Below are 25,871 nucleotides of genomic sequence, written 5' to 3' on the forward strand. Positions count from 1 at the left end.
TTTCACCACCTGCCGCAGGGGTCAACAGCCTCTGCGCCCAAGCATCGGGACCGCGCCCAATTCATGGTGACACTTTTCCGCTGGCTTGTGCGCCTGACGGTCGGACTGATTGTGGCAGGCGTCGCGCTGATCGCCCTCGTCTGGTATTTCGCAATCCGTTCTCTGCCTGACTACAACGCGACCTATGATGTCGCGGGGATCACTTCGCCTGTCGAGATCGTCCGTTCGACCGAGGACGTTCCTCATATCTTTGGCAAGAACGACCATGACGTCTTCTTTGCCCTTGGCCTTGCCCATGCGCAGGACCGCCTGTTCCAGATGAACGTGCTGCGTCGCGCGGCACAAGGCCGTCTGGCCGAGATCTATGGCGCGGGCGCCCTGCCCGCTGATGATCTGGCCCGCCGTCTGGGGCTGTTCCGCAATGCCGTCGCCTCGGTCGAGGCGCAGGATGCGCCGACCCGCGCCGCACTTGCCGCCTATTCCGAAGGCGTAAATGCCTGGATTCAACAGGTGAACCTTGGCGCACGCGGTCGCGGCGCACCGGAATTCTTCCTGTTCCCGGATGAGATTTCCTATTGGGAACCTGCGGATTCCCTTGCCATCCTGAAGCTGCTTGCCGCCAGTTCGACCACCCAGTTGCGGCGCGAGGTGCTGCGCGCGCGCCTGTCCTTGGCCGCGCCCGAGCGTGGCCAAGAGGTCGTCGCGACAACGGCCGAGCCGCCGATGCCCGCCTATGCCACGCTGTTCCCCGATGCCCGCTTTGCCGGGGTCGAACGTCACGTGCCGCACCCCGACTGGAACACCGGTTTAGCGGGCTACCTGTCGCCGTCGCTCGGGGCATCGGCCAATGGCTGGGCGGTGGCGCCACGGCGCACGGCTGCTGGCGGTGCGCTGCTGGCCAATGACCCGCAATTCGCGCTGACCGCACCGGGCCTGTGGTATCTGGCGCGGTTGGAACTCGCCTCGGGCGGGGTGATCGGCGGCACGATTCCGGGCATTCCGGCGGTGCTCTCCGGTCGCAGTGCCGATCTGGCATGGGGTATCACCCCGGCCCAGATCGACGATCAGGACCTGTTCATCGAAGAAGTCCAGCCGGGCGATCCCGACCGGTATCGCGGCGCGAATGGCTGGGTCGACTTCACCACCCGCAACGAGACCATCCGCGTCAAGGGCGAAGCCCCGCGCACCATCACCCTGCGCGAAAGCGAAAACGGCCCGATCCTGCCAGCAGGGCAGCTGGACATTGCCAGCATCCTGCCCGCAGGCCATGTCGCAGCGCTGGCATGGACTGGCGGTCAGGCGGGCGACACCTCGATGACCGCGTTGATGAGCCTGATGCAATCTCGCACCCGCGAGGATGCCGCGCAGGCGCTTGTGCCGCTGGTCGCGCCAGCGCTGAACGTCACGCTGGCCGACAAGAACGGCGTCGGTCAGGTGCTGGCCGGTGCCCTGCCCGAGCGTTCGCCCGACAGTCCGATCCAAGGCCGGATGCCTCAGCCGGGCTGGAGCGCGGTGCATCGCTGGCTTGGGGTGAACCCTGCCCCCACGACACTGACCGACCTGCGCCCCGAAGGCGGTGTGGTCGCGACAACGGGTGCCGCCCAGCCCGGCCAACAGATCGTCGGCTTTGACCGCGCCAATCCCTATCGGCAGGACCGGCTGCGCCATCTGATCGACAGTCGCGAGGTCCATTCCCGCGACAGCTTCATCGCCGCCCAGATCGACGTGGTCAGCCCCGACGCCCGCGCCCTGCTGCCCGTCGTCGCCGCCGAGCTGTGGTTCACCGATGAGCCCGCCCCGCAAGGCACGCCCGAGCGCCAGCGTCAGGACGCCTTGTCCCTGCTGGCCAATTGGGACGGCACGATGAGCGAGCACCTACCCGAGCCGCTGATCTACTCCTCATGGATGCGCGCTCTGCAGGAACGCATCGTGCAGGATGAGATTGGCCCTCTGACCCAGCATCTGACCGAGTTCTATCCCGAATTCATCGAGCGCGTGTTCCGCAACATCAACGGCGCAGGCGAGTGGTGCGACATCCGCCAATCCACCCCCGTCGAGACCTGCACCCAGATCGCGCGTCAGGCGCTGGACGCGGCGCTGCTGGAACTGACCGACCGCTTCGGCCCGGATCTGGCCAGCTGGCGTTGGGGCGACGTCCACCGCGCTCGTCATATCCATCCGGCGCTGGGGGATCTGCGCGGGCTGTCCTATATCGTGAACCTCGTGCAGCCGACCTCGGGCGGGGATTCGACCATCGCTTTGGCCGGGATGCTGAATGAGGGCACGAACCCCTATCTGAATGTCACCGGTGCGACCTATCGCGGGGTCTATGATCTGGCCGATCCCGACAGCTCGGTCTTCATCATCTCGACCGGACAATCGGGCCATCCGCTGTCGCGCCATTACGACGACATGTCCGAATTGTGGCGGCGTGGCGAATATGTGCGAATGTCGCTGGACCCCGATCTTGCCCGTGCGGCGGCCACCGGTGTCACGCGGCTGGAACCTGTTCCCGAATAGCATCGGGGGGTTGAATCCCCCCGCCAGCTGCCGCCATTCTGCGCCAAACCGTTCAGGAGGGCCGCAAAATGCCGCGCAAGATCATCATCGACACCGACCCCGGACAGGATGACGCGGTGGCGCTGCTGCTGGCCTTGGCCAGCCCAGAGCTTGAGGTGCTGGGCGTCACCACGGTCGCGGGCAACGTACCGCTGGACCTGACCCAGCTTAACGCGCGCATCGTCTGCCAGATCGCGGGACGGGGCGACATCCCGGTCTATGCCGGATGCCCCGCGCCGCTGTCCCGTCCCTTGGTCACCGCCGAACATGTCCATGGCAAAAGCGGGCTGGACGGCATCCTGCTGTTCGAACCGGAAACGCCGCTGGCCGAGGGTCATGCCGTCGATTTCATCATCGAAACCCTGCGCAGCGAACCGGCGGGAACGGTGACACTGGTACCGATCGGCCCGCTGACGAATATCGCCCACGCCTTTCAGCGCGCCCCGGACATCGTGTCCCGTGTCCAGCAGATCGTGCTGATGGGCGGCGCCTATTTCGAGGTCGGCAACATCACCCCCGCCGCCGAGTTCAACATCTATGTCGACCCCGAGGCAGCGAAGCTGGTCTTTGCCAGCGGCGTGCCTCTGACCGTCCTGCCGTTGGACGTGACCCATCAGGCCGTGACCAATCGCGACTGGATCGAGACCATGCGCGCCAGCGGTCCGGTCGGCCGGGCCGTGGCTGGCTGGACCGACTTCTTTGAGCGTTATGACCGAGAGAAATACGGCAGCGAGGGCGCGCCGTTGCACGACCCCTGCGCCATCGCATGGTTGATCCGGCCCGACCTGTTTTCGGGCCGCGAGATCAATGTCGAGATCGAGACCAAGGGCGAATTCACGCTGGGCATGACCGTCGCGGATTGGTGGCGCGTTTCGGGACGCAAGCCCAACGCGCTGTTCATCCGCGACATCGACCGCGACGGCTTCTTTGACCTGCTGACCCAGCGCATCACGACGCTGGATCGCTGATCCTCAGGGCTGCGGCGGGGTCGTCGGCGCGGCGGGGGGCGCTTTCTCGGGGGTTTTCTTCTGTGCAGGCTCGGCCGGGCCTGCCCCGATTTCCCGGTCAATGCGTTCGATCATCGTCGCGGTAATGTCCGCCGATTGCGCCGAGACAAAGATCGAGCGCTGATCCAGAACCACCACCGCGCCGCGCTCTTTCATCACCTGAGCCAGAACCGGTAGGGCCGCGCGGAAGAACGCCGCGCGCTCTTCCTCGACATGATCCTGCAATTCGCGCCCGACGCTGTCCCTTTGGCGGCGAACCTCGACGACACGCTTGTCGAATTCATCCGCACGTTTGCGGAACTCCTCGGGGCTTAGTGTGGAACGCAGCGCGGTCAGCTGCTCCTCCTCATTCGAGAATTGCACCGCAAGACGTTCATTTTCTTCGGCAATCTTGCTTCCGCGCTGGTCCAGATCGGCCTGCACGCGCATCCCCCATGCCGAGGCACTGAACAGTTCCTCCTGATCGATGGTCAGGATGGCGGGGTTGCTCTGATCGGCGGGACGTTCCGGCGTCTCAACGACCAGCGCCGGCGGAACGACAAGGCTGTCCTGCGGCGGGGCGACCGTCGCAGGCTCTTGCGCCAGCGCGAACGGAGCGCCCAGAACCAGCAGCAAAGCCGCGATGCCCGAGCGCCCGCGCATCAGAATTGCGTCGAGATTGTCATGTCGAAGTTCTGCTCGAGGTCGTAATCTTCCTTGGCGAGCGCCTTCGAGAAGTTGAAGCGCAGCGGCCCGATCGGCGTCGTCCAGAAGACCGAGGCCCCGACTGTGGCGCGCACATGCATGCCGTCATCGACCTCGATTCCGTAGGCGCCGATATTGTTGTCCAGCCCCCAGACCGAGCCCGCATCGGCGAACAGGCCGCCAGCGATGCCATATTCCTCGGGCAGCCCGACCGGGAAGCGCATCTCGGTGCGCAGTGCCCAGAAATAGTTGCCGCCAAGCGCGTCTTCGTTCGGCGCGGCATTGTCGCGCGGGCCGATGCCATTCGGCTCAAAGCCCCGGATTTTGCCGTTGCCGGTATAGCGTTCAAGGAAGCGCGAGTCCTTGTCGCCCAGCATATGAACCGCCCCGGCCTCGAACTCGCCAAGGAAGGTCACGCCTTCGCGCCAGGCCTTGCTTTCCACGCCGGAATAGAACGCCGTCGTCACCGATTTCACGTCGCCACCCAGCCCGGCGAAATCCTGCGAGAAGCGCAGGCGATAACCGGTCAGCGGATCAAGCCCGGCAATCCGGCTGTCATAGCTGTAGGTATATCCAAGCGCCGAGCTGATATAGCCCCCCTGCTCATTGAACAGGATCGGCGACGAGCCATCCAGTTCCCCGCTGTCGGGATCTACTTCGATCGGATCGACGTCGAACAGCGTATCCTTGCTCAGCTTGTAGCGGACCTCAAGGCGGCCGCGTTCCGAGATCGGGAATTCCAGCCCGGTCATCATGCCGACCGAGCGGGTGTTGTAATCCGAATTGTAGCGGTTGGTGGTGTTGTACCACAGCTGCCCGCGGAATTTCAGGTCACGACCGAACAGGAAGGGCTCGACAAAGGTCACGCCCGAGGATTGGTTGTCCGCACCGGTCGAGAAGGACAGGTTCACCTCCTGGCCGCGGCCAAGGAAGTTCTTTTCCGACAATGAGGCGTTGAAGCCCACCCCGGTAGAGACGCCATAGCTGACGCCGAAGTTCAGGCTGCCGGTCGGCTGCTCTTCGACGTTCACGTCGACGATGACCTGATCGGCGGCAGTGCCGGGACGGCTTTCGGCCTGCACATCCGCGAAATAACCCAGCGCCCGCAGCCGCTCGGCCGAGTTGCGGATCTCACGCGGGTTGAAGGGGTCGCCTTCGACCGAGTTGAACTGGCGACGGATCACCTCGTCCATGGTGGTCGTGTTGCCCTCGATGTCGATGCGCTCGACAAAGATACGTTGGCCGCGGGTCAGGGCAAAGGTCAGGTCCAGCGTCTGGCTGCGCGGATTGCGGGTCACGCGCGGCTCGATATTGACGAAATTCAGGCCCTTGTTGATCGCCAGCGCCTCCATCCGGCGGATGGTGGTGTCGATGATCGTCGGGTTATAGACATCGCCCTTGCGGACGCGGTTCTGAGCGGCGAAATCTGCGGCATCGACGCCCGGGATCTCGCTGATCGTGTTCACCGTGCCAAAGGTGTAGCGCGGGCCTTCCTGAATCTGGAAGGTGATGTAGAACGCATCGCGTTCGCGTGCCACTTCCGGCGCCACGGCCTGCACCTTGAAATCGGCATAGCCGCGCGAGCGGTAGAAATCGGTCAGCAGCTTTTCATCGACCGGCAGGCGGTCGGGCGCAAAGGTGTCGCGCTTGATGAAGGTCCGCAGCAGGCCCGCCTGCTTGGTCTGCAGCACGTTGCGCAGCTTCTGGTCCGAGAATGCGCGGTTGCCGACAAAGCCGATGCGCTCGATTTCGGTGACGTCGCCTTCGCGGATCTCGAAGACCAGATCGACGCGATTGCTGCTGCGGCGGATGATCTTGGGATCGACCCGCGCCGCCAGACGGCCCTGCGAGGCATAGACCTTGCTGATTTCGGCGGCATCGGCCTCGGCTTGGGCGGGCGAAAAAACGCGGTTGGACTTGGACTTGACGACCTCGGTCAGGTTTTCGTCCTTGAGCCGCTTGTTGCCCTCAAAGGCGATGGTGTTGATCGTCGGATATTCGGCGACGCTGACGACCAGCGTGCCCCCGGTCGGCGTCAGCTCGACCTTTTCGAACAGGCCGGAATTCTGCAGGCGCTGCAGGGCGGCGTTCAGGTCGCCGCCTGACACGTCGCGACCGCGCTGCAAATCCAGATAGGACAGGATCGTCGCGGGTTCGATCCGCTGGTTGCCCTCGATCCTGACATTGTTGAAGACATAGGCGGCGGCGGCACCGGGCACCATCGCCGCTGGTGCAGCCACGGCCAACGCCGAAATCAGCGCAAGTGCGCCCTTGCCGAGTTTTCGATCCGTCATGCTGCCCCTCGTCTTGCCTTTTTGGCAGGTTCGTCCCGCCGGATTTGCCAAGATGGATACAGCGAAGCAGGCCTGACTGTCAAAAGGCAAGGCTTTGTCAGGGACAGAAAAGATCGTTGGTGAGACCGAAGACCATCAGTGCCAGCACAGCCGCCATGCCAAGCGCGGACAGGATGTCGATCACCCGGTCCGAAGGCTTGCGCCGCGCAACCGCCTCATAGGCATAAAACATCAGGTGGCCGCCATCCAGCACCGGCACCGGCAGCAGGTTCAGGAAACCGATCGCCGCCGACAAAACGCCGATCCACCACAGGAAGTCGCTGCCCCCCGCCGAGGCCGCCTGCCCGGTGCTTTCCGCGATCGAGATCGCGCCGCCCAGATGGCAGCTGCCGATCTGGCCCGAGATCATCGCCCACAGCCCCGACAGCGACGAGGCGATGATGTCCCAGGTCCGCGCCGCGCCCAAAGACAGCGCCTCGACGACGCCGGTCGAGCGCGTGGCCGGGTCGAAATAGGTCCCGCCCCCGGTCACGCCGATCATCCAGCGCTTTTCGTAACCCTCAGCGGTCGGCAGGTCCTGTTCGCGTGGGATCAGGGTATAGTCCGCCTCGCCCTGCCCCTCGCGCCAGACCCGCAGCAGCAGCGGCGCGCCCTGCGCTGCCAGCACCCGCTCGCGCAGCTCGTCAAAGCGCGAGACCGGCTTGCCGTCGATGGCAAGGATCACGTCGCCTGCGCGCAACCCGGCATCGGCGGCAGCACTGCGCGGCGCGATCCCCGTCAGCAGCGCCGGCATCGGATCGGGGCCGGGCACGGTCAGTTCCCGCCCGTCGCGGCTGACGGTCCAGTCATGCACGGGTTTGGGTGGCAAATCGGTGGCGATCCGGCCCAGATCGGCCCAGTTTTCCACCTTTTGCCCATCCAGCGCCACGATGCGGTCGCCCGGCTCCAGCCCGATCTGGACCGAGGCGGGTGCCGCCCGCAACGTGCCGACCTGCGGCGTATCGACCGGCATGCCCTGCCACATCGCGACTCCGCCAAAGACCAGGATCGACAGGATGAAGTTGAAGATCGGTCCCGCCGCCACGGTCGCGAAACGCGCCCAAAGCGGTGCGCCGGGCAAGGATTGGCGGGCCAAACTCGGGTCAACAGCTGCGCCAGAACCCGCGCTGGCGGCATTGCTGTCGCCTAGAAAGCGGACGTAACCGCCCAGCGGGATCGCCGCGACCTGCCACAGCGTCCCGTGCTTGTCCCGGCGAGAGAACAGCCGCGGGCCAAAGCCCAACGAGAACACCTCGGCCTTGATCCCCGACCAGCGGCCGACGATGTAATGGCCGTATTCATGCACGGTCACGATGATCGACAGCGCCAAAATAAAGGCGCAGGCCGTCCAGATCAGCCCGCCCAGATCCGCAATCAGCGCGCTCATGCCGCACCTGCCGTGCTGGCAGCCAGACGACGTCCGCGCAGGTCCCATGCCAAAACGTCATCCAGCGATGCCGGGCTGGCCGAGAAGCCGGTTTCGCGTGCGCAGGCCTCCAGCGCCCGTTCGACCGCCGGAGCCATGTCCATGAAACCGATCCGTCCGGCGATGAAATCGTCCAAAGCCTGCTCCTTCGCGGCATTCAACACTGCGCCTGCGGCACCGCCAGCGCGGATCACCTCTCGGGCAAGGCGCAAGGCAGGCCAGCGCGTCTCATCGGGGGCGGAAAATGTCAGGCTGCCAAGCGCCGCCAGATCCAGCGCCGCGACCGGCAAAGCCGCGCGATGCGGCCAGTTCAGCGCGTAGCCGATGGCATGACGCATATCGGGCGCGCCCATATGGGCAATGCTCGCCCCATCGCGGTGGCTGACAAAGGCATGGATGATCGACTGCGGATGGACAAGCACCCGGATGCGTTCCTCATCAATGCCGAAAAATTCGTGTGTCTCAATGACTTCCAGCGCCTTGTTGAACATCGAGGCACTGTCGATGGTGATGCGCTGCCCCATCGCCCAATTCGGATGACACGACGCCTCCGAAACCGTCGCGCGGGCCAGTCGCTCTAGCGGCCAGTCGCGGAACGCCCCGCCCGAGGCGGTGATGGTCACGCTTTCGACTTGTTCGAGGTTTTCACCATTAAGAGACTGGAAAATAGCGGAATGTTCGGAATCAACCGGCAGAATACGGGCACCGCTGCGGGCGGCCTCGGCCATGACCAGTTGCCCTGCAGCGACAAGGCTTTCCTTGTTGGCAAGCGCCAGCGTCCCGCCACGGCGCAGGACCTCGAGCCCCGGAGGCAAACCCGCCGCGCCGATGATCGCCGACAGCGTCCAGTCAGCGGGACGGGCGGCGGCCTCGGCAATAGCCTCGGGACCGGCAGCAGCCTCGATCCCGGTGCCGGCAAGCGCCTCGCGCAGTTCGGGCAGCTTCTCGGGCATGGCCGTAACCGCGATCTCGGCCCGCAGAGCGCGGGCCATTTCGGCCAGCCGTGCGACATTCGACGCGCCGGTCAGGGCGATGGTCCGGAAGGTCTCCGGCCCGCCTGCCCGCATCAGCAGATCAAATGCACTTTCGCCGATAGAGCCGGTGGCCCCCAGCACGGAAATGCTGCGCATCTCTCAGCCTCCGATTTCCGGAAGGATATGGAAAAGCATCAGCACCAACGCAAGCAGCAGCGCACCCGCCATCGCGTCAAAGCGATCCATCACCCCGCCATGGCCGGGGATCAGGTCGGAACTGTCCTTGGCGCTAACCCGGCGTTTCAGCCAGCTTTCGGCAATGTCGCCGAACTGCCCGGCAATGGCCAGCAACGGCCCGATCAGCAGGATGCCTGGTCCGGCGCAGCCGAAGGCGTACAGGATGCCAGAGAGGACCAGCGCCCCAACCCAGCCGGCCAAGGTGCCGCTCCAGGTCTTTTTCGGGCTGATCGAGGGCCAGAAGCGTGGCCCGCCCAGTTTGCGCCCGACGAAATAGCCCAAGACATCCGATTGCACGACGGTCGCCACGATCCACAACACGGTGGGCAGGCCCATCACCTCGCGCAGGACGACCAGCGCATAGCCCGCACCAAGGATGGTCGCGGTGAAGGCGATATAGGCGCGGCGTTCGTGGCTATGTGTGCCCGGAAGGCCCGCAAGGATCGGAACAAGGATCAGGATCAACGGCCAGTCGCCCGGCAGTTCGACCATGGCGATCAGGACCAGCGCCGACAGGACGGCAATCAGGACGGGGTGGCGCGGACTGTGAAACTCGGGGTGACGCCAGCCGGTCAGCCGCGCCAGCTCCCACATCATCAGCCCGACCACGATGGCGACGCCGAAATGCAGCCACATGCCCGATGAGACCAGCAGCAGCACACCCAACAGCAGAAGCAGTGCGCCCCAGCCGAACCGGGTTCGCAGATCGGCCCATTGGCCCGACTTCAACTTGCCGCGAAGACCTCCGGGGGGAGTATCAGGCACCCTCATGCGCTACCAAAGCGCCGGTCGCGCATGCTGAAGCGGTCGAGGATCTCGGCCAGATGTTCGGGGGTGAAATCCGGCCAAAGCGTTTCTGTGAATTCATATTCCGAATAGGCCGCCTGAAAGGGCAGGAAATTCGAGGTCCGGGTCTCGCCCGAGGTGCGGATCACCAGATCCGGGTCGGGATGACCCGCAGTATCAAGGCAAGCGGCGAAATCGGCCTCGGTCGGGTTCGTCACCTCACCACGCGCCACGCGCTGTGCCAGCCGTTGCGCCGCCCGAGAGATTTCGTCCCGGCCGCCGTAATTGATCGCAACGGTCAGGTTCAGGCGGGTATTGCCGGCGGTGCGCGCCTCGATCCCGGCCATCAGGCGCTGCAGGCGCGCATCCAGCCGCTCGCGCGCGCCAATGAAGCGCATCCGCACGCCCTCGGCTGCAAGGCCGTCGGCTTCGCGTTCGATGTAGCGGGCAAAGATCGCCATCAGGCCGAGCACTTCCTCGGTCGTGCGTTTCCAGTTCTCGGTCGAGAAGGCATAGAGCGTCAGCCAGTTCACGCCCAGATCCGGGCAGGCCCGGACCAATTGCTTGACGCGCTCGGCGCCGCGGCGATGACCGACCAGCCGCGGCCAGCCCTTGTTGACCGCCCAGCGACCGTTGCCATCCATGATGATGGCAACATGTCGGGGTCGGGCGATGTTCGTATCGGACAGTCTGGCTGCGGGATCGGCCATATGGTCAGACCTGCATGATCTCGGCCTGTTTGGCCTCAAGCGCCTGATCGACCGCCCCGATCATCTTGTCGGTCAGCTCCTGCACCGAGGATTCCCAGAACTTCTGATCGTCTTCGGACATGCCCGAGGACTTGGCCTTCTTGATCTGGTCCATGCCGTCACGCCGCACGTTGCGGATGGCGACGCGGGCATGCTCGGCATATTGCGCGGCCACGCGGGTCAGGTCGCGGCGGCGCTCTTCGTTCAGTTCGGGGATCGGCAGCATGATGATGGTGCCGTTCAGCTGCGGGTTGATCCCCAGACCCGAATCGCGGATCGCCTTTTCTGCCTTGCTGACCAGCGCCTTGTCCCAGACGTTGATGGTCACCATGCGCGGTTCGGGCACGTTCACCGTGCCGATCTGGTTGATCGGCGTCGGCGAACCATAGGCGTCCACCATGATGGGTTCGACCATGCTGGCCGAGGCGCGGCCCGTGCGCAACGAGGAGAACTCGTGGCGCAGGCTGTCCATCGCCCCCTTCATGCGGCGTTCCAGGTCGTCGGTGTCGATCTCAATCTCGTCGGACATGCTCGATCATGGCCTTCTGTGCTGTGGTTTTCAGCGCTTTTAGCCGAGAGGGGCAGGCAAGGCAAAGCCTATGCGGGTATTTTAGCCATGAACCCGCGTATAAGTACCCTCTCCAGCAAGAATTCCGCGGAAACCGCCGGGTTCGTCCAGCGAGAAGACGATGATCGGCAGGTTGTTATCGCGCGCCAGCGCAATCGCCGAGGCATCCATCACGCCCAGGTTCTTTTGCAGCACTTCGTCATAGCTGACATTGTCGTAGCGCTTGGCGTCGGCATGCTTCTTGGGGTCTTTGTCATAGACGCCATCGACCTTGGTGCCTTTGAAGATGGCTTCGCAGCTCATCTCATTGGCGCGCAGGGTGGCTGCGGTATCGGTGGTGAAATAGGGGTTGCCGGTGCCGGCGGCAAAGACGCAGACGCGCTTTTTCTCCAGATGACGGACGGCGCGGCGGCGGATATAGGGCTCGGCCACTTCGTCCATGCGGATCGCGCTGATGACGCGGGTATGGATATCCTCGGCCTCAAGCGCGGCCTGCATAGCCAGCGCGTTCATCACGGTCGCCAGCATCCCCATGTAATCGGCTGTGGCCCGTTCCATGCCCTGCGCGCTGCCCTGCAGCCCGCGGAAGATGTTCCCGCCGCCGATCACCATGCAGATCTCGACGCCCATGTCATGGACCGACTTCACCTCTTGGGCGATGCGCGCAACAGTCGGCGGATGCAGCCCGTAGCCTTGGTCGCCCATCAGGGCCTCGCCCGAGATCTTCAGCATCACACGCGAATATTTGCCAGCTTGCGGGATTAGGGAGGACATCGCCGAGGAACCTTTCAGTATTTCATTGGGGCGCTAAATGTCGCAAACAGGGCGCATGTTCAACAGCCAGAGCATGCGGGCATAGTGACGCAGCCCCAGGAAATTCTTTCGTCGATATCTTGCGACAAGCATGTGCTGATCGCGGGACCGACAGCAAGCGGAAAATCGGCGCTGGCCATCCGCATCGCGCAGGCACAGGGCGGCGTGATCGTGAATGCCGATGCGCTGCAGGTCTGGTCCTGCTGGCGGGTGATCTCGGCCCGCCCCTCGGCCGAGGAAGAGGCTGCCGCGCCGCATCGGCTTTATGGTAACATGCATCCGGGCCAGAGCTTTTCCGTGGGCCAATGGCTTGATCAGGTGGCCGAAATTCTGGCCACCGGCCAGCGCCTGATCGTGGTTGGCGGGACCGGGATGTATCTGCATGCCCTGTCGAGCGGGTTGGCGGTCATCCCACCCGTCCCCGACCACGTGCGGGCGCGCGGCAATGCCTTGATCGCGATGGAGGATGGTCTGACCCGCATGGTCGAGGATCTGGACGCGCCGACGCGCGCGCGGATCGACCTGCGCAACCCCGCCCGCGTCCAGCGTGCATGGGAGGTCCTGCAGACCACCGGGCGCGGCATCACCGACTGGCAGGCCGAAACCGGCCCCGCCCTGATTCCACACGAGAAATCGGAAAGACTTGTCCTGACATCGGATCGCGACTGGCTGGCCGACCGGATCGCGCGGCGCTTTCACGCGATGATGGATCAGGGCGCCTTGGACGAGGTTCGCGCCATGTTGCCGCATTGGGACCCTACGGCACTTTGGGCAAAAGCGATCGGTGCACCGGAACTGATCGCTTATCTGCGTGTTGAGACGACCTTGGACGAGGCTGTCGAAAGAGCCATCATCGCCTCGCGCCAATATGCAAAATCACAGCGGATCTTCTTTCGCGGACGCATGAAGGACTGGCGAGAAATTCGTATGGATGCTGCATCCTGACAGCAACAGATTAACGAATTTTCAACCTCAACGGGATTATTCATGAGTCGGACGAAAAAGCCGGGTTAGCCTTGACTCATCGAATCGTGAAAGCACTCGCATGACCGGAAAACTGCGCTCGCGTGATCAGGGAAACGCCTCCCCTCCGAAGGATGAGGTTGATGAAAAACTGATCGGCGCGGCGATCAATGCCGATGTCATCCTCGAACCCTCGCAGACCGATCCGCGCCCGGTGCGCGGCTATGCCGGGGTGGCGCTGCCCGAGCCCCATGACCTGCCCGTCATCCCCTCGGCCGAGCCGGCTGGCGCGCCCCAAACCCCGACCTCGCGCCCCTTCGCGCGCAGCGACGGCCTGCGTCTGATGCCGCTGTCGGGCTTCATCTGGGGTGGTGCGACGCAGAACCGGCAAGGGGCCAGACCGATCTCGGCCCAACCGCGGGTACGCGGCGATCACGTCATCCTGCTGGTCACCCGAGGGTCCGCGGATATCGACTTTCCGCGCAAACGTCAGCCTATCGGTCAGGGGCGCATCGCCTTTATTCCGTCGGGAACAGCGTTTTCGTTCCAGCCGCCCGCCGATATTGACGGCTGGGCGCTGCTTTTGCCTCCCAATCTGGGGATCGGACTGCCGGTCGGCTTTCCGCTGGCCTTTCGTCAGGGCACACCCCATCCGGCGGACGAGGCGCTGTTGGAGCCGGCTTTCCAGGCATTGGGACAGGATCGCGCGCTGGGACCCAGAGCCTCAAGCGCCACGGCATTGCATCTTGGGCTGCTGGCCCTTGCCCTGACCCGCGCCGTCGACAAGCCGCAGGTTCAGGACGGCGATCATCTGCAATCCTTGGTGGCACGCCCCTTGACCGAAAGCTTCCTTGAGCTTGCCGCGAACCATCTGGCCGATGGCCGCACAATCGCCGATATGGCGCTGGAACTGGGCTGCACGCAGGCCCAGCTTGACCGCGCCTGCCATGACAGCCGCGGTCGTACCCCGCTGGAACTGCTGTATTCGCTGCGTCTGGAACGTGCGGCACAGCTTTTGCGCGACACCGACATGCCCATCCACTCGATCGCACAAGAAATCGGCTATAGCGGTATCGGCCATTTCATGCGCGTCTTCACCGCCGCCACCGGCCGCACCCCCGAGGCGTTCCGCGCAATGGCTTGGAGCGGGGCTGACGGGGCTGACTAGACGGTTTCCGGGTGCTTCCTGATGGGGTTTCCCGGTGCTTAGCGCAGCATCGCTGTCAGATGACCATTTATCGGCAAATCTGCGAGTTACGACGGTACATCGGGTGATGCATTAAACGACAATGCCCTGCAAGGCTCCAGCCATCGTACCCCCGGCGGCATTCTAATGTCTCGCTGCGCCGATGCGCTGCCTATCTGAGCCGCGCGTAGTACGTATGTAGCGAGAGATGGTCGATATCACAGACTTACCTAGAGGAAGCGCGGGACACGGTCCCTCGTTCGCCACGCGAGCAAGACCGGCAATCGGTTCAAAGCGAAGCGGTCGTTGCCCTCGTCATCGCGATGGATATTCCAAGGAACGGACGCCTCGATATCCACAGGCACGCTGTCACAAACACCAGCAAATTGCATGATGATCGTGCTGCATGAGGGCGCGACGCCAATAGCCTCAAGATGAAGCGCTTAAAGACCAACTTCAGTCTATCAAATGACGCGTTTGATGATCGGCAACAAGTGAACGAGACAATGGAGCAGATGGGCGGGATAGCACCCCCGAAGGGTCACGGCCCCCGCACACCTGCCCATTTTGCGTCGCGTTGAACGAGGCAACCGCATCGCCGCCGACCACGACCTTTTAGTTCGACACGCTTGTCACGCCCGCGGCCGTCCTTGACCAAGGAAGAACACTCGGTAAAACCTTAGCCCTCATCCGCCTCCGCCTCGGCGGCGACATCGTCTTCACGCCCGCGGAACCCCTGCGCCACGACGAATTTCTCGGAGGAATCAGAGCGGCTGGCCGGAGGTTTCACGTTCGCAACCTTGCGGAACCGGCGTTTCAGCAGGGTCTGCATCTCGTTCTCGGCGCCACCGGCCAAGACCTTGGCGACAAAGGTGCCGCCGGGCTCCAGCACGTCGAAGGCGAAATGCAGCGCGGCCTCGATCAGGGCCACGATACGCAGGTGGTCGGTGCCCTTATGCCCCGAGGATGCGGCCGCCATGTCGGACATCACCACATCGGCGCGACCGCCCAGCCATTCCTTGACCTGTTGATCCGCGCCATCCGACAGGAAATCCAGCTGATGGACCTCGGCGCCGGCGATCGGCTCGATCTCTTGCAGGTCGACACCCAGAACGCGACCGATCTTCTTGCCTGACTTTTCACCCAGCGCATTCACGCGCGGCACGGCGATCTGGCACCAGCCGCCGGGCGCGCAGCCCAGATCGACGACCCGCGCGCCGGGCACGAGGAAGCGATACTTGTCGTCCAGCTCCATGATCTTGTAGGCGGCACGGCCGCGGTAGCCGTCCTTCCGCGCGCGAACGACATAGGGGTCGTTCAACTGCCGCTCCAGCCAGAGCGTGCTCGACAGCCTGCGCCCCTTGGCCGATTTCACCCTTACGCGCAGATCGCGCTGCCCGCGGCCCGAAGTCTTCTTCGTGCCGCCCGGTTTCTTGCCTTCACTCATCTCATGCTACCCCGTTCAGTCCGTCGGGGGCCAGCACCCCGTCCTTTACCATTTGCGCATATAGCAGGCCTTCGCGCAGACCGCGATCCGCAACCGACAATCTTGTCGTCGGCCAGACGCGCATCAAGGTCTGCAGGATCGCCGCGCCTGACATGATCAGGGCGTGACGCTCTCGGCCGATGCGCGGATCGGCGCGCCGCCCTTCCGGGCCCAGCGTCAGGTAATCGCGGATCACCCGGTCGATCTGGGCCGAGGTCATGGTCAGCCCGTCCACCTTGGTCCGGTCATAGCGACGCAGACCCAGATGGCTGGCGGCGACGGTGGTGACCGTGCCTGACGTGCCGATGACCTGGAAATTCTCTTCGATCTTCTGCGTCAGCGAATAGGGGCTGAAATCCGACAGCATCTCCTCGAAATGCCAGGACATCAGGGCAAAGCGGCCCTCGTCCTCTTCGACATCCTCGAACTGATCCCGCAGCGTCGCGACACCCAAGGGCACGCTGATCCAGTCGACCACCCGCGCGCCACCCGGCTGCGGGCTGCGAAAATCATCAGCCAGCCGCATGATAGCACGCGGGCGCTCCTTGGGCTCGACATCCTCGAGGTCGATCCAGACCAGCTCGGTCGAACCGCCGCCGATATCCACGACCAGCAATTGCTCGGTCCGGTGGCTGACCAGCGGCGCGCAGGAGATGACGGCCAGTTGCGCCTCTTCCTCGGCATCGATGATCTCGACCGGCAAGCCGGTCTCGCGCCGGATCATGCGCAGAAAGTCGCGGCTGTTGCGGGCGCGACGGCATGCCTCGGTCGCGACCAGGCGCATGCGCGTGACCTTATGCGCCTCAAGCTTGCGCCGGCACACTTGCAGGGCATGGACCGTCCGCGCCATGGAGGAACGCGAAAGCCTGCCGGATGCTTCCAGCCCCTGCCCCAGTTGGACAGGTTTCGAGAAGCTGTCTACCACCTGGAATTGACTGCCCGCGGGGCGGGCAATCAGCATCCGGCAGCTGTTGGTGCCAAGATCCAGCGCCGCATAAAGCGGCCCGTCCTCGGCCGGGCGGGTGACGAAAGGCTCGACCGTATTGCTCGGGATCGCGTCCGCACCCGCGGGACGCCTGGGCGTCATTGCACGCCCTCCGATTACTTGTTGTAACAAAGTTAACCCGCGCCTCTATTGCGTTCAAGGGGCTGCGGTTGTGCCAAGCCCTCGACAGAGCGAAGTTCGGGGGGTATCTGGCTGAATATGATCGTGATCGCTGCACTCATTCTTGGCGCCCTGATCGGCTGGCGTCGCGCGGCCCGGCTGGGCGGAGCCCGGTTCGACCGGATGCAATACGCCGCCGCCCATGCGCTTGGCCTTGCGGTTCTGGGCCTGTTCCTGACCGTTCTGATTGACCGGATGACCTGATGTTCCGGCCTTTCCTCGACAGTCTGCGCCGGCATGGAGTGCCCGCCAGCCTGCGGGAATATCTGGACCTGCTGGCCGGATTGCAGGCCGGGCTGTCGGACTGGACACCCGAGGGATTCTATCACCTTGCCCGCGCCACGCTGGTCAAGAACGAGGCCTATATCGACCGCTTCGACCGCGCCTTTGCCGAGGCTTTCGCCGGGCTGGACGACATTCCGGTCGAGGCGCTGGTGGATCAGGTGTCGATCCCGCAGGAATGGCTGGAAAAGCTGGCCGAAAAGCTGCTGACCCCCGAGGAACGCGCCGCTATCGACGGCCCCGGCAGCTTTGACGAGCTGATGCGGCGGTTGCGTGAGCGGCTGGCCGAACAGAAGGGTCGCCATCAGGGCGGCAACAAATGGATCGGCACGGCGGGCACCTCGCCCTTTGGCGCTTACGGCTACAATCCCGAAGGCGTCCGCATCGGCCAGAGCGAAAGCCGCCATCGCCGCGCGGTCAAGGTCTGGGACAAGCGCGAGTTTCGCGATTTCGACGATTCGGTCGAACTGGGTACGCGAAATATCAAGGTCGCGCTGAAGCGACTGCGGCAATGGGCGCGGCATGGCGCGGCCGAGGAACTGGATCTGCCCGGCACCATCCGCGCCAGTGCCGAGCATGGCTATATCGACGTCCAGACCCGCCCCGAGCGTCGCAACGCCGTCAAGGTGCTGCTGTTTCTGGATGTCGGCGGCAGCATGGACGATCATGCCCGCCGCGTGGACGAGCTGTTTTCAGCCGCGCGCAGCGAATTCAAGCATCTGGAACATTTCTACTTCCACAATTGCGTCTATGAGGCCGTGTGGAAGGACAGCCGCCGCCGCTGGACCGAAACGACACCGACCTGGGATCTGCTGAACCGCTACGGGCGCGACTACAAGGCGATCTTCGTTGGCGATGCCTCGATGTCGCCCTATGAGATCGCGGCGCCGGGCGGCGCGACCGAACATTGGAACCCGGAATCCGGCCAGACATGGCTGCAGCGCCTGCGCGAGACCTGGCCCGACCATGTCTGGCTGAACCCGGTCCCGCAGGAGCAGTGGCGGCACACCCGCTCGATCGCGATGATCGACGAGATTTTCGAAGGCCGGATGCAGCCCCTGACGCTGGAAGGGTTGACGCAGGCGATGCGCGTCCTTGGCTAGACGCCGCCCCTGCCCCATATTCGCTGCATGCTTCGCTTCACGCCGATCCTGCTGATCCTGCTTTACGCCGCCGCGATGTGGTATTTCTCGCTCTGGCGGCTGAAGGCCGAGTTGAACAGCCGTTCAACGCCGCTGGACCACCCACGTCTGAAACCGATGCTTCAGCGTCTGGGCAAGGCGATGGACCTGCCCCCGATCCGCGCCCATGTCTATGAAATCCCGGCGGTCAACGGGCTGGCCGCCCCCGATGGCCGGGTGTTCCTGACCCGCGGTTTTCTGGACCGGCTGGACCGGGACGAGGTCACCGAGGCGGAACTGGCCTCGGTCATCGCGCATGAGCTGGGCCATGTCGCACATGGCCATTCCCGCCGCCGCATGGTCGATTTCGCGGGCCAGAACGTGATCCGCGCCGTGCTGGCCGGGGTGCTGGGTCGTTTCATTCCGGGCATTGGCGCATGGCTGGCCGGGCTGGTCGCCGCCGTCGTCGCCGCCCGCCTGTCGCGCCAGGACGAATTCGAGGCCGACGCCTTTGCCAGCGCCCTGATGATCAAGGCGGGGCTGGGGACCGAGCCGCAGAAAAGCCTGTTTCGCAAGCTGGACCGTCTGGCTGGCCCGCGCGGTGCCTCTCCGGCATGGCTGATGTCCCATCCCCGGACCGATGCACGGATTGCGGCAATCGAAAAACTTGAATCACGTTGGCAGCCGCGCTGACTTGCCCGACGCGGCTTTTCACCTATGCTGCAGGCGCATTGCAATTCGAGCGCAGATGACCCGTCCCTTTCGCCGCCGCGTCCTTTACATTCCCGGATTTGACCCGATCCCACCGCGCCGCTACCGCGAGCTTTACAAGCGTGAGGGGGCCGAACAGGCCCGCATTTCGGGCTATCAGCTGGAATTCGGATCGCGCCGGGACCGCACCGGCTTCGGCTGGGGTGTCAGCGGAGATTTCAACGACGGGCGCGGCGAAGCCGAGGTCGAAGTGCTGATCTGGACCGACATCGTGCAGGCCTCGATGGGTCAGTCGATCCCGGCGACCTATGGCCAGCTTTTGCGCACGGCATGGACATATATCACCTCGGGCGCGCTGTTTCGCATGATGCGCCTGCGTCGCGGACCGGTTCTGGCCGCGCTTTACCCCGTGGTGGCGCTGATCCTGCAACTGCTGAGCAGCCTGCTGGTCGGCGGGCTGATCGGTTGGACCGCCGGACACCTGACCGGGCTGGGTTGGTGGCTTGGCGTGCCGATCATGCTGATCCTGACATGGGTCGGGTTGAAGCTGTGGCAGCGTCTGGATGGCCGGATCTTCGTCCATTACCTGATGCATGACTATGCCTTTACCGCCCAGCACGGTGGTGCCTACCCCGAGGCGCTGGAACAGCGGATCGGTCAGTTTGCCGACCGGATCGCCACCTGTCTTGAGCAGGATTGGGACGAGGTTCTGGTCGTTGGCCACAGCTCCGGGGCGTATCTGGGCGTCTCGGTTCTGGCCGATCTGATCCGCTCGGGTCGGGTGACGGATGATGGCGCGAAGCTGTCCTTCCTGTCGCTGGGCCAAGTCGTGCCAATGGCGTCATTCCTGCCCCGCGCGAACCGGCTGCGTGCCGATCTGCGTTATCTGTCGGCGCGGGCCGAGCTTGACTGGATCGATGTGACCGCACCGGGGGATGCCTGCTCCTTCGGGCTTTGCGATCCGGTTGCGGTATCCGGGGTTGAGCCACCCGACCGGCGGCAACCGCTGATCCTGTCCGCGGCATTTCGGCAGACCTTGTCCCCTGAAAAGCAGAAATCACTGCGCAATCGCTGGTTTCGGCTGCATTTTCAGTATCTGTGCGCCTTTGACCGGCCTGCGGATTACGACTATTTCGCGATCACCGCAGGCCCGCAGACCTTGGGCGAACGCTTCGCCGGTCGCACGCACTCACCCGGACGAATTTCCCGCGCCGTGAACGGCTGGACCGCAATATGATTCCTCCCAAACCCAAATCGCGCAAGGGCAAGGGCTCGGTCTGGCGCTTCATCCGCGATTTCCGTGGCGACATCCTCTCGGCGCAATCCGACCGGCTGTATCGCGCGTGGATGGCCGAATTCCGCGGCCCCTTCGTCCACAGCTTCACCTGCAACGATCCGAAGCTGATCGACATGATCCTGCGCCGCCGTCCGATGGATTTCCCCAAATCCCCGCGCATGGCGGCGGGATTGCAACCGCTTCTGGGCAATTCCAGCTTCATCTCGAACGGGGCGACGTGGAAGCATCAGCGCCGCATCATCGACCTCGCCTTCGAGGGTGGCCGCACGCGCGAGGCCTTCCCGGCCATGTGGGATGCGGCCAACAGCGCCGTGGCGCGGCTGGAACCGCTGGCCGACGGGACCGAGATCGACATTGAACCGCAGGCCGCCCATGTCGCCGCCGATGTGATCTTTCGCAGCCTGTTCTCGATCCCGATCGAGGATCAGACCGCCGCGCAGGTCTTCTCATCATTCCGGGAACATCAGGATGCCCAGCCGATGGTCAATCTGGGGGGACTGCTGGCGCTGCCGCAATGGGCACGGATGCATAACCGCCGCGCCAAGGCCAGCGCCCGCCGCATCCGTGATCTGATCCGCGATCTGATCGCGCGCCGCAGCGATGAAATCCGCGACGGCACCGCCCCTGCCGATCTGGCGACCCGGATCATGACCACACCCGATCCGGTCACCAAGAAGTGTTTCACCGATCGCGAGATGATCGACGAGGTCGCGACATTCTTCCTTGCCGGGCATGAGACCAGCGCCTCGGCGCTGGCATGGTCGCTGTATCTGCTGGCGGAATATCCTGAATGGCAGGAGAAGATCGCGGTCGAGGCAAACCAGCACCTTGCCCCGGATTTCGCCTGCATGAAGGATCTTCTGGTCGCCCGCGCCGTCTTCCGCGAGGCGCTGCGGCTATACCCGCCGGTCGCCATGACCGTGCGCGAATGCCGCCATGCCGAGACTTTGCGCGACCGCAAGGCTCCGGCAGGGGCGCAGCTTGTGTTGTCGCCTTGGCACCTGCATCGCCACGAAAGGCTGTGGGAACGGCCCGACGATTTCGATCCGGGCCGGTGGGACACGCCCAATGGCCGCAAATGTCAGCGCGAGGCCTATATGCCCTTCTCGATGGGCAGTCGCGCCTGTCCCGGTGCAGGATTTGCGATGATCGAAGGGCCGCTGATCCTTGCCGCAATCGTTGCACGCTATCGGATCGATCCGCCGTCAACGCCGCCGATCCCGATCATGCGGCTGACGCTCAGGGGCAAGAACGGCATCCACCTGCGCTTGCAGAAGCGTTGATTGGGTATTTGTGAAACGGTGAAACTCGGGCGCGGCGCCTCGATTTCACCGTTTCTCAAATACCCATGCGACGGTCAAAGCCGGTAGATATCGCCGAATTTCTCTTCCAGATAATCCAGAAGCGGCGCTTCGCTGACGGCCTCGCCGGTCGCCTGTTCGATCAGATCGCGCGGCCGGTAAAGCCCGCCGTGACGCTGGACATTCTCGCGCAGCCATTCGACCGCCGGGCTGGCATCCCCCAGCGCCAAGGATTGATCGAGATCGGGGACCGCCTGACGCAAGGCCCGGTGCAGACAGCCGGCATAGACATTGCCAAGCGCGTAGGTAGGGAAATACCCGAACAGACCCACAGCCCAATGCACATCCTGCAGGACGCCATTGGCCGGGCGGTCGACCGCGACGCCGAAATCCTTGAGGAAACGTGCATTCCATGCCTCGACCAGATCGGTCGTGTCGAGCCGACCCGAGATCAGGTCCCGCTCAAGATCAAAGCGCAGCATGATATGCAGGTTGTATTGCACCTCATCGGCCTCGGTGCGGATGAAGCCGGGCGTCACCCGGTTCACTGTCGCATAGAAGGCTTCGGCATCCGCGACCGAAAGGCTGTCAAAACTGTCCGACATCCGCTGATGCAGCCAACCGGTAAAGGCGCGGCTGCGGCCGATCTGGTTTTCATAGATACGGCTTTGGCTTTCATGCGCACCCATCGACACTCCACGCCCCAGCGGCGTGAAGGCGTAGTCGCTGTCGATGCCCAACTCATAGCTGGAATGGCCGACCTCGTGGATGGTCGAGTAAAGGCAATTGAATGGATCGGTTTCAACCACGCGGGTCGTGATCCGACTGTCCTGCCAGCGCCCCGAACTGAAGGGATGGACGGCAATGTCCATCCGCCCGCGCGACCAGTCATAGCCAAAGGCCGAGGCGCAGATCCGCGCCAACCGCAACTGCGGTTCCTGCGCGTAATGGCCGTTCAGCGGCTGAGGCTGGAAGTCGGCCCCCAGCACCTCCTCGCGCAGGGCGACAAGGCGCGGGCGCATGGCGTCGAACAGGTTGGCGATCTGGGCTTGGGTCGCGCCCGGCTCGTAATCTTCAAGCAGCGCGTCATACAGATCGCCGCCATCGGCCAGCAGCGACGCCTCTTCGCGTTTCAGCATCAGGATATCGGACAGGACCGGCAGGAAATCCGCAGGCGCATCATTCGCGCGGGCATCAGCCCAGACCCCTTGTGCCAGCGAAGTCTGGCGGGCCAGTTCGGTCGCCAGACGCGCCGGGATCTTGGAGGCGCGGTGGAAATCGCGCGAGATCAGCTCGATGATGCGGCGGTCCTCGTCATCCTCGGGTTCGGCCTGATCCAGCCATTCGCCCAGACGCGGATCGGTGCGGCGTTCATGCAGCACAGCCTCGATCGCGGCCATTTCCTCGGCGCGCTGCTCAGTCGCACCGCGCGGCATGACCGTTTCCTGATCCCAACCCAGCCGCTCGGCGATCGAGGACAGCGCCTCGGTCTGGCGCTGAAACGCGAGAAGATCGTCGAATGCGCTCATCGGATGGTTCCCCGTACCGAGGTTTCAATGGGATAGCGCGCATGGTGACGCGCCCGCAGGATCAGGGTGAACAACGCGACCGCGCCCAGTTGATGCGCCAGTGCCAGCGGCAAAGGCGAGGCATGCAGCACGTTCATGACGCCCAGCAGGACCTGCACCGCGACTGCGGCCAGCATGACGGCAAACGCCCCACGCGTCACCGGATGCGGCGAGCGGCGCGCCCGCATGAACACGACCACTGCAAAGATCGCGACCAGATAGCCGGTCATGCGATGGATGAACTGCACCAGCGCCGGGTTTTCAAAGAAATTCCGCCAGCCCAATGTAGCATCCCAGATCTCGGTCGGGATCCATTCGCCGCCCATGGTCGGCCAGCCGGTATAGGTCCGGCCCGCATCGATCCCCGCGACCAACGCTCCGATCAGGATCTGCAGGAAGGCCAGATGCATCAGCCCGGTCGTCATCGAGAAAAGCTTGGCCTCTCCGGCACGGCGGGCGCGCATCAGCGCTGCCTCGGGGCGCGACAGCGACAGCACCGACCACGCGATCAACCCCAGAATGGCAAAGGCCAACCCCAGATGGATCGCCAACCGATACGAGGCAACACGGACCAGATCACCCGAGAGGCCGGAATGCACCATCCACCAGCCGATAGCGCCCTGCGCGCCACCCAAAGCCCCCAGCACCAGCAGGCGCGGCGTCCAGCCAGTCGGAATCCGGCGGGTGGCAAGGAAAACAACGAAACCAACCGCCCAGACCAGCCCGATCAGCCGACCCAGAAAGCGATGCGACCATTCCCACCAATAAATCTGCTTGAACCCGGCCAGATCCATGTCCGGATTGACCTGAACGAATTGTGGGATCTGCTTGTATTTGTCGAACTCGGCCTGCCAGCTTGCCGGGTCCATCGGCGGGATCGCACCGGTCACCGGCTTCCATTCCGTGATCGACAGACCCGAGCCGGTCAGCCGCGTGGCCCCACCCAGAGCGATCATCGCCACGACAAGGACGAAAAGGACGATCAGCCACAGCCGGATCACGCCCCGCGCGCCCCGTCCGCGAGCGTCGATCATGCCGCCCGAAGGCGGCGCGGCGCGGGATGCCGTATCAGAGACATCCTGAAAAACGGGGCGTTTTGCCATCTCGGTTTCCTTGTCGTTGGGCCAGACCTTGACGGGCTTGGACCCGGAAATCAATCAGTCACGGCGGATCAGCTGGCGCAGCATGCCGTGGAAGATGCGCGTGTCGGCCCGTGTCAGCGGCATCCGCGACCACAGGTTACGCAGCGTCAGTTTCATTGCCGGAGCCTTCTCCGCTGGGAAGAAGAACCCGGCTTCACCCAGCCGCTCCTCCCAGTGGTCGGCCAGCTTCTCGATCTCGATGCGGGTCGCGGGGACCTCGCCATCGGGGCGGCGACCCTGCGGGGCAGGCTGCGCGGGCAGGCTCTCGCGCGACCATTCATAGCCGGTCAGCAGCACGGCCTGCGCCAGATTCAGGGACGGGAAATCGGGGTTCACTGGCACGGTGATGATCGCATTGGCGCGGGCGACGTCATCGTTTTCCAACCCGGCGCGCTCGGGGCCAAAGATCACCGCCACGCGACCGCCTTCGGACTGGCGGGTACGGGCGTCGGACATGGCCGTGGCTGGTGTCAGCACGGGTTTGGTCAGCTCGCGCCCGCGTGCCGTCGTCGCATAGGCATAGTCGATATCCGCCATGGCCTCGGCCAAAGTCGGAAAGACGCGGGCCTGATCCAACACCCGTCCCGCCGCGCCCGAGGCCATCGCCACCGCCTTGGGATTGGGCCAGCCGTCACGCGGCGCAACAAGCCGCATGTCGGTCAGGCCGAAATTCAGCATGGCGCGCGCGGCGGCGCCGATGTTCTCGCCCATCTGCGGGCGCACGAGAATGATCGCAGGTTCCATGCCCGCGGCAATATCCCTGCCGCGATCCACTGGCAAGGCGCGGCTTGCTGCGCTATCTGCAGACGGGAACACGAGGATGACAGCGCCATGACAGAACAGCCCAACTCGCCCCAACTCTATCTGATCACCCCAGTCGGGGCGGCCGCATCGACGATCGGGCCACTTCTGGCCGAAGTCATGGACCGCTTTCCCGTCGCCTGCGTGCGCATTCCCGGCGCGGGCAGCGAAGAGGAACTGGGGCGTCTTGCCGACATCACCCGAGAGATCGCCCATGCCCGCGATGTCGCCGTGGTCATCGAGGACCATATCGAGCTGGCACAACGCCACGGTCTGGACGGCGTCCACCTGACCGATGGTGCGCGCAGCGTGCGCTACGCCCGCAAAGAACTAGGCCCCGACGCGATCGTCGGTGCCTATTGCGGGAACTCACGTCATGACGGCATGAACGCTGCCGAAGCCGGGGCGGACTATATCAGCTTCGGCCCCTGTCGCACGACCGCCTTGGGCCACGGCCAGGTTGCAGAGCACGACCTGTTCCAATGGTGGTCCGAGATGATCGAGGCGCCCGTCGTGGCCGAAGGCGCGCTGACCCCTGCCCTGATCGGACAGCTTGCGCCGGTCTGCGACTTCATCGCGCTTGGGCTGGAGATCTGGGCCGCCGATGATCCGGTTGAAGCGCTTGGCCTTCTTTGGCGCTGAGCACGAGAGCATCGCTGCCGGATTGGGTATTTGGGAAACGAAGAAACTCTGCCGCTGCGCCCGGCTTTCT

At 64.2% G+C, this 25,871-nt stretch carries 23 protein-coding genes; 10 read left to right on the forward strand and 13 right to left on the reverse strand.

Annotated features, from left to right (window positions below; genetic code table 11):
• The first annotated feature begins 63 nt into the window (after positions 1 to 63).
• Both IB235_RS00255 and IB235_RS00260 read left to right on the forward strand, forming a co-directional pair.
• Positions 64 to 2,520, forward strand: a complete 2,457-nt coding sequence (locus tag IB235_RS00255) for a penicillin acylase family protein (protein WP_192334562.1) — start codon at positions 64 to 66, stop codon at positions 2,518 to 2,520.
• Between the two features lie 68 nt (positions 2,521 to 2,588).
• Positions 2,589 to 3,527 carry a nucleoside hydrolase gene (locus tag IB235_RS00260; protein ID WP_192334565.1) on the forward strand — a complete coding sequence of 313 codons (939 nt, stop codon included), beginning with the start codon at positions 2,589 to 2,591 and terminating at the stop codon, positions 3,525 to 3,527.
• A gap of 3 nt (positions 3,528 to 3,530) precedes the next feature.
• Here IB235_RS00260 and IB235_RS00265 read toward each other — a convergent pair whose 3' ends face one another.
• The 8 genes from IB235_RS00265 to pyrH form a co-directional block, all read right to left on the reverse strand.
• Positions 3,531 to 4,208, reverse strand: a complete 678-nt coding sequence (locus IB235_RS00265; protein ID WP_192334567.1) for an OmpH family outer membrane protein — start codon at positions 4,206 to 4,208, stop codon at positions 3,531 to 3,533.
• On the reverse strand, positions 4,208 to 6,544 hold the full coding sequence (bamA, locus tag IB235_RS00270) for an outer membrane protein assembly factor BamA (RefSeq protein ID WP_192334570.1): 2,337 nt from the start codon (positions 6,542 to 6,544) through the stop codon (positions 4,208 to 4,210). The genes IB235_RS00265 and bamA overlap by 1 nt, the downstream gene beginning before the upstream one ends.
• Before the next feature lie 97 nt (positions 6,545 to 6,641).
• Positions 6,642 to 7,970, reverse strand: a complete 1,329-nt coding sequence (gene rseP / locus IB235_RS00275; protein WP_192334573.1) for an RIP metalloprotease RseP — start codon at positions 7,968 to 7,970, stop codon at positions 6,642 to 6,644.
• Positions 7,967 to 9,139: a 1-deoxy-D-xylulose-5-phosphate reductoisomerase gene (gene dxr / locus IB235_RS00280; protein ID WP_192334576.1), complete on the reverse strand. Its 1,173-nt coding sequence runs from the start codon at positions 9,137 to 9,139 to the stop codon at positions 7,967 to 7,969. The genes rseP and dxr overlap by 4 nt, the downstream gene beginning before the upstream one ends.
• Positions 9,140 to 9,142: 3 nt before the next feature.
• Positions 9,143 to 9,991, reverse strand: coding sequence for a phosphatidate cytidylyltransferase (locus IB235_RS00285; RefSeq protein WP_192334579.1), 849 nt, complete (start codon positions 9,989 to 9,991; stop codon positions 9,143 to 9,145).
• Positions 9,988 to 10,716, reverse strand: a complete 729-nt coding sequence (gene uppS / locus IB235_RS00290; RefSeq protein ID WP_155037622.1) for a polyprenyl diphosphate synthase — start codon at positions 10,714 to 10,716, stop codon at positions 9,988 to 9,990. Before uppS ends, IB235_RS00285 begins: the two co-directional genes overlap by 4 nt.
• Positions 10,717 to 10,720: 4 nt before the next feature.
• Positions 10,721 to 11,284, reverse strand: coding sequence for a ribosome recycling factor (frr, locus tag IB235_RS00295; protein ID WP_155037623.1), 564 nt, complete (start codon positions 11,282 to 11,284; stop codon positions 10,721 to 10,723).
• An 81-nt stretch (positions 11,285 to 11,365) separates the two neighbouring features.
• The gene (gene pyrH / locus IB235_RS00300) at positions 11,366 to 12,097 is read right to left on the reverse strand and encodes a UMP kinase (RefSeq protein WP_155037624.1); all 732 of its coding nucleotides are present in this window, start codon (positions 12,095 to 12,097) and stop codon (positions 11,366 to 11,368) included.
• An 84-nt stretch (positions 12,098 to 12,181) separates the two neighbouring features.
• Here pyrH and miaA point away from each other — a divergent pair, with 84 nt between their 5' ends.
• Together miaA and IB235_RS00310 are read left to right on the forward strand one after the other, a co-directional pair.
• Positions 12,182 to 13,081, forward strand: a complete 900-nt coding sequence (gene miaA / locus IB235_RS00305; protein ID WP_192334582.1) for a tRNA (adenosine(37)-N6)-dimethylallyltransferase MiaA — start codon at positions 12,182 to 12,184, stop codon at positions 13,079 to 13,081.
• Positions 13,082 to 13,181: 100 nt separating this feature from the next.
• Positions 13,182 to 14,267, forward strand: coding sequence for an AraC family transcriptional regulator (locus IB235_RS00310; protein WP_192334585.1), 1,086 nt, complete (start codon positions 13,182 to 13,184; stop codon positions 14,265 to 14,267).
• Positions 14,268 to 14,964: 697 nt separating this feature from the next.
• Here the strand turns inward: IB235_RS00310 and IB235_RS00315 are convergent.
• Positions 14,965 to 15,732: an RlmE family RNA methyltransferase gene (locus IB235_RS00315; protein ID WP_192334588.1), complete on the reverse strand. Its 768-nt coding sequence runs from the start codon at positions 15,730 to 15,732 to the stop codon at positions 14,965 to 14,967.
• A 1-nt stretch (position 15,733) separates the two neighbouring features.
• Positions 15,734 to 16,858 carry a Ppx/GppA phosphatase family protein gene (locus IB235_RS00320; protein WP_155037627.1) on the reverse strand — a complete coding sequence of 375 codons (1,125 nt, stop codon included), beginning with the start codon at positions 16,856 to 16,858 and terminating at the stop codon, positions 15,734 to 15,736.
• A gap of 123 nt (positions 16,859 to 16,981) precedes the next feature.
• Here IB235_RS00320 and IB235_RS00325 point away from each other — a divergent pair, with 123 nt between their 5' ends.
• Genes IB235_RS00325 through IB235_RS00345 form a run of 5 tightly spaced genes read left to right on the forward strand, consistent with a single transcriptional unit; the run spans position 16,982 to position 21,630 of the window.
• Entirely contained in the window at positions 16,982 to 17,140 is a 159-nt protein-coding gene (locus IB235_RS00325; RefSeq protein WP_170297577.1) for a hypothetical protein, read from the forward strand.
• Positions 17,140 to 18,321, forward strand: a complete 1,182-nt coding sequence (locus IB235_RS00330) for a VWA domain-containing protein (protein WP_192334591.1) — start codon at positions 17,140 to 17,142, stop codon at positions 18,319 to 18,321. Before IB235_RS00325 ends, IB235_RS00330 begins: the two co-directional genes overlap by 1 nt.
• Positions 18,322 to 18,348: 27 nt before the next feature.
• Positions 18,349 to 19,032 carry a M48 family metallopeptidase gene (locus IB235_RS00335; protein ID WP_192334594.1) on the forward strand — a complete coding sequence of 228 codons (684 nt, stop codon included), beginning with the start codon at positions 18,349 to 18,351 and terminating at the stop codon, positions 19,030 to 19,032.
• A gap of 55 nt (positions 19,033 to 19,087) precedes the next feature.
• The gene (locus IB235_RS00340; RefSeq protein WP_192334597.1) at positions 19,088 to 20,287 is read left to right on the forward strand and encodes a hypothetical protein; all 1,200 of its coding nucleotides are present in this window, start codon (positions 19,088 to 19,090) and stop codon (positions 20,285 to 20,287) included.
• Positions 20,284 to 21,630 carry a cytochrome P450 gene (locus IB235_RS00345; RefSeq protein WP_155037631.1) on the forward strand — a complete coding sequence of 449 codons (1,347 nt, stop codon included), beginning with the start codon at positions 20,284 to 20,286 and terminating at the stop codon, positions 21,628 to 21,630. The genes IB235_RS00340 and IB235_RS00345 overlap by 4 nt, the downstream gene beginning before the upstream one ends.
• A gap of 74 nt (positions 21,631 to 21,704) precedes the next feature.
• On the opposite strand, the gene IB235_RS00350 is transcribed toward IB235_RS00345, so the two are convergent.
• The 3 genes from IB235_RS00350 to IB235_RS00360 are packed head-to-tail and all read right to left on the reverse strand — an operon-like array spanning position 21,705 to position 25,102.
• Entirely contained in the window at positions 21,705 to 23,177 is a 1,473-nt protein-coding gene (locus IB235_RS00350; RefSeq protein ID WP_155037632.1) for a carboxypeptidase M32, read from the reverse strand.
• Positions 23,174 to 24,319 (reverse strand): heme A synthase, encoded by a 1,146-nt coding sequence (ctaA, locus tag IB235_RS00355; protein ID WP_192334601.1) that lies wholly within the window; start codon positions 24,317 to 24,319, stop codon positions 23,174 to 23,176. The genes IB235_RS00350 and ctaA overlap by 4 nt, the downstream gene beginning before the upstream one ends.
• Positions 24,320 to 24,373: 54 nt before the next feature.
• Positions 24,374 to 25,102 (reverse strand): RNA methyltransferase, encoded by a 729-nt coding sequence (locus IB235_RS00360; RefSeq protein WP_155037634.1) that lies wholly within the window; start codon positions 25,100 to 25,102, stop codon positions 24,374 to 24,376.
• A gap of 87 nt (positions 25,103 to 25,189) precedes the next feature.
• Here IB235_RS00360 and IB235_RS00365 point away from each other — a divergent pair, with 87 nt between their 5' ends.
• Positions 25,190 to 25,801: a thiamine phosphate synthase gene (locus tag IB235_RS00365; protein WP_155037635.1), complete on the forward strand. Its 612-nt coding sequence runs from the start codon at positions 25,190 to 25,192 to the stop codon at positions 25,799 to 25,801.
• Positions 25,802 to 25,871 lie beyond the last annotated feature (70 nt).

This window comes from Paracoccus sp. PAR01, assembly GCF_014851995.1.
Lineage (GTDB): Bacteria > Pseudomonadota > Alphaproteobacteria > Rhodobacterales > Rhodobacteraceae > Paracoccus > Paracoccus litorisediminis.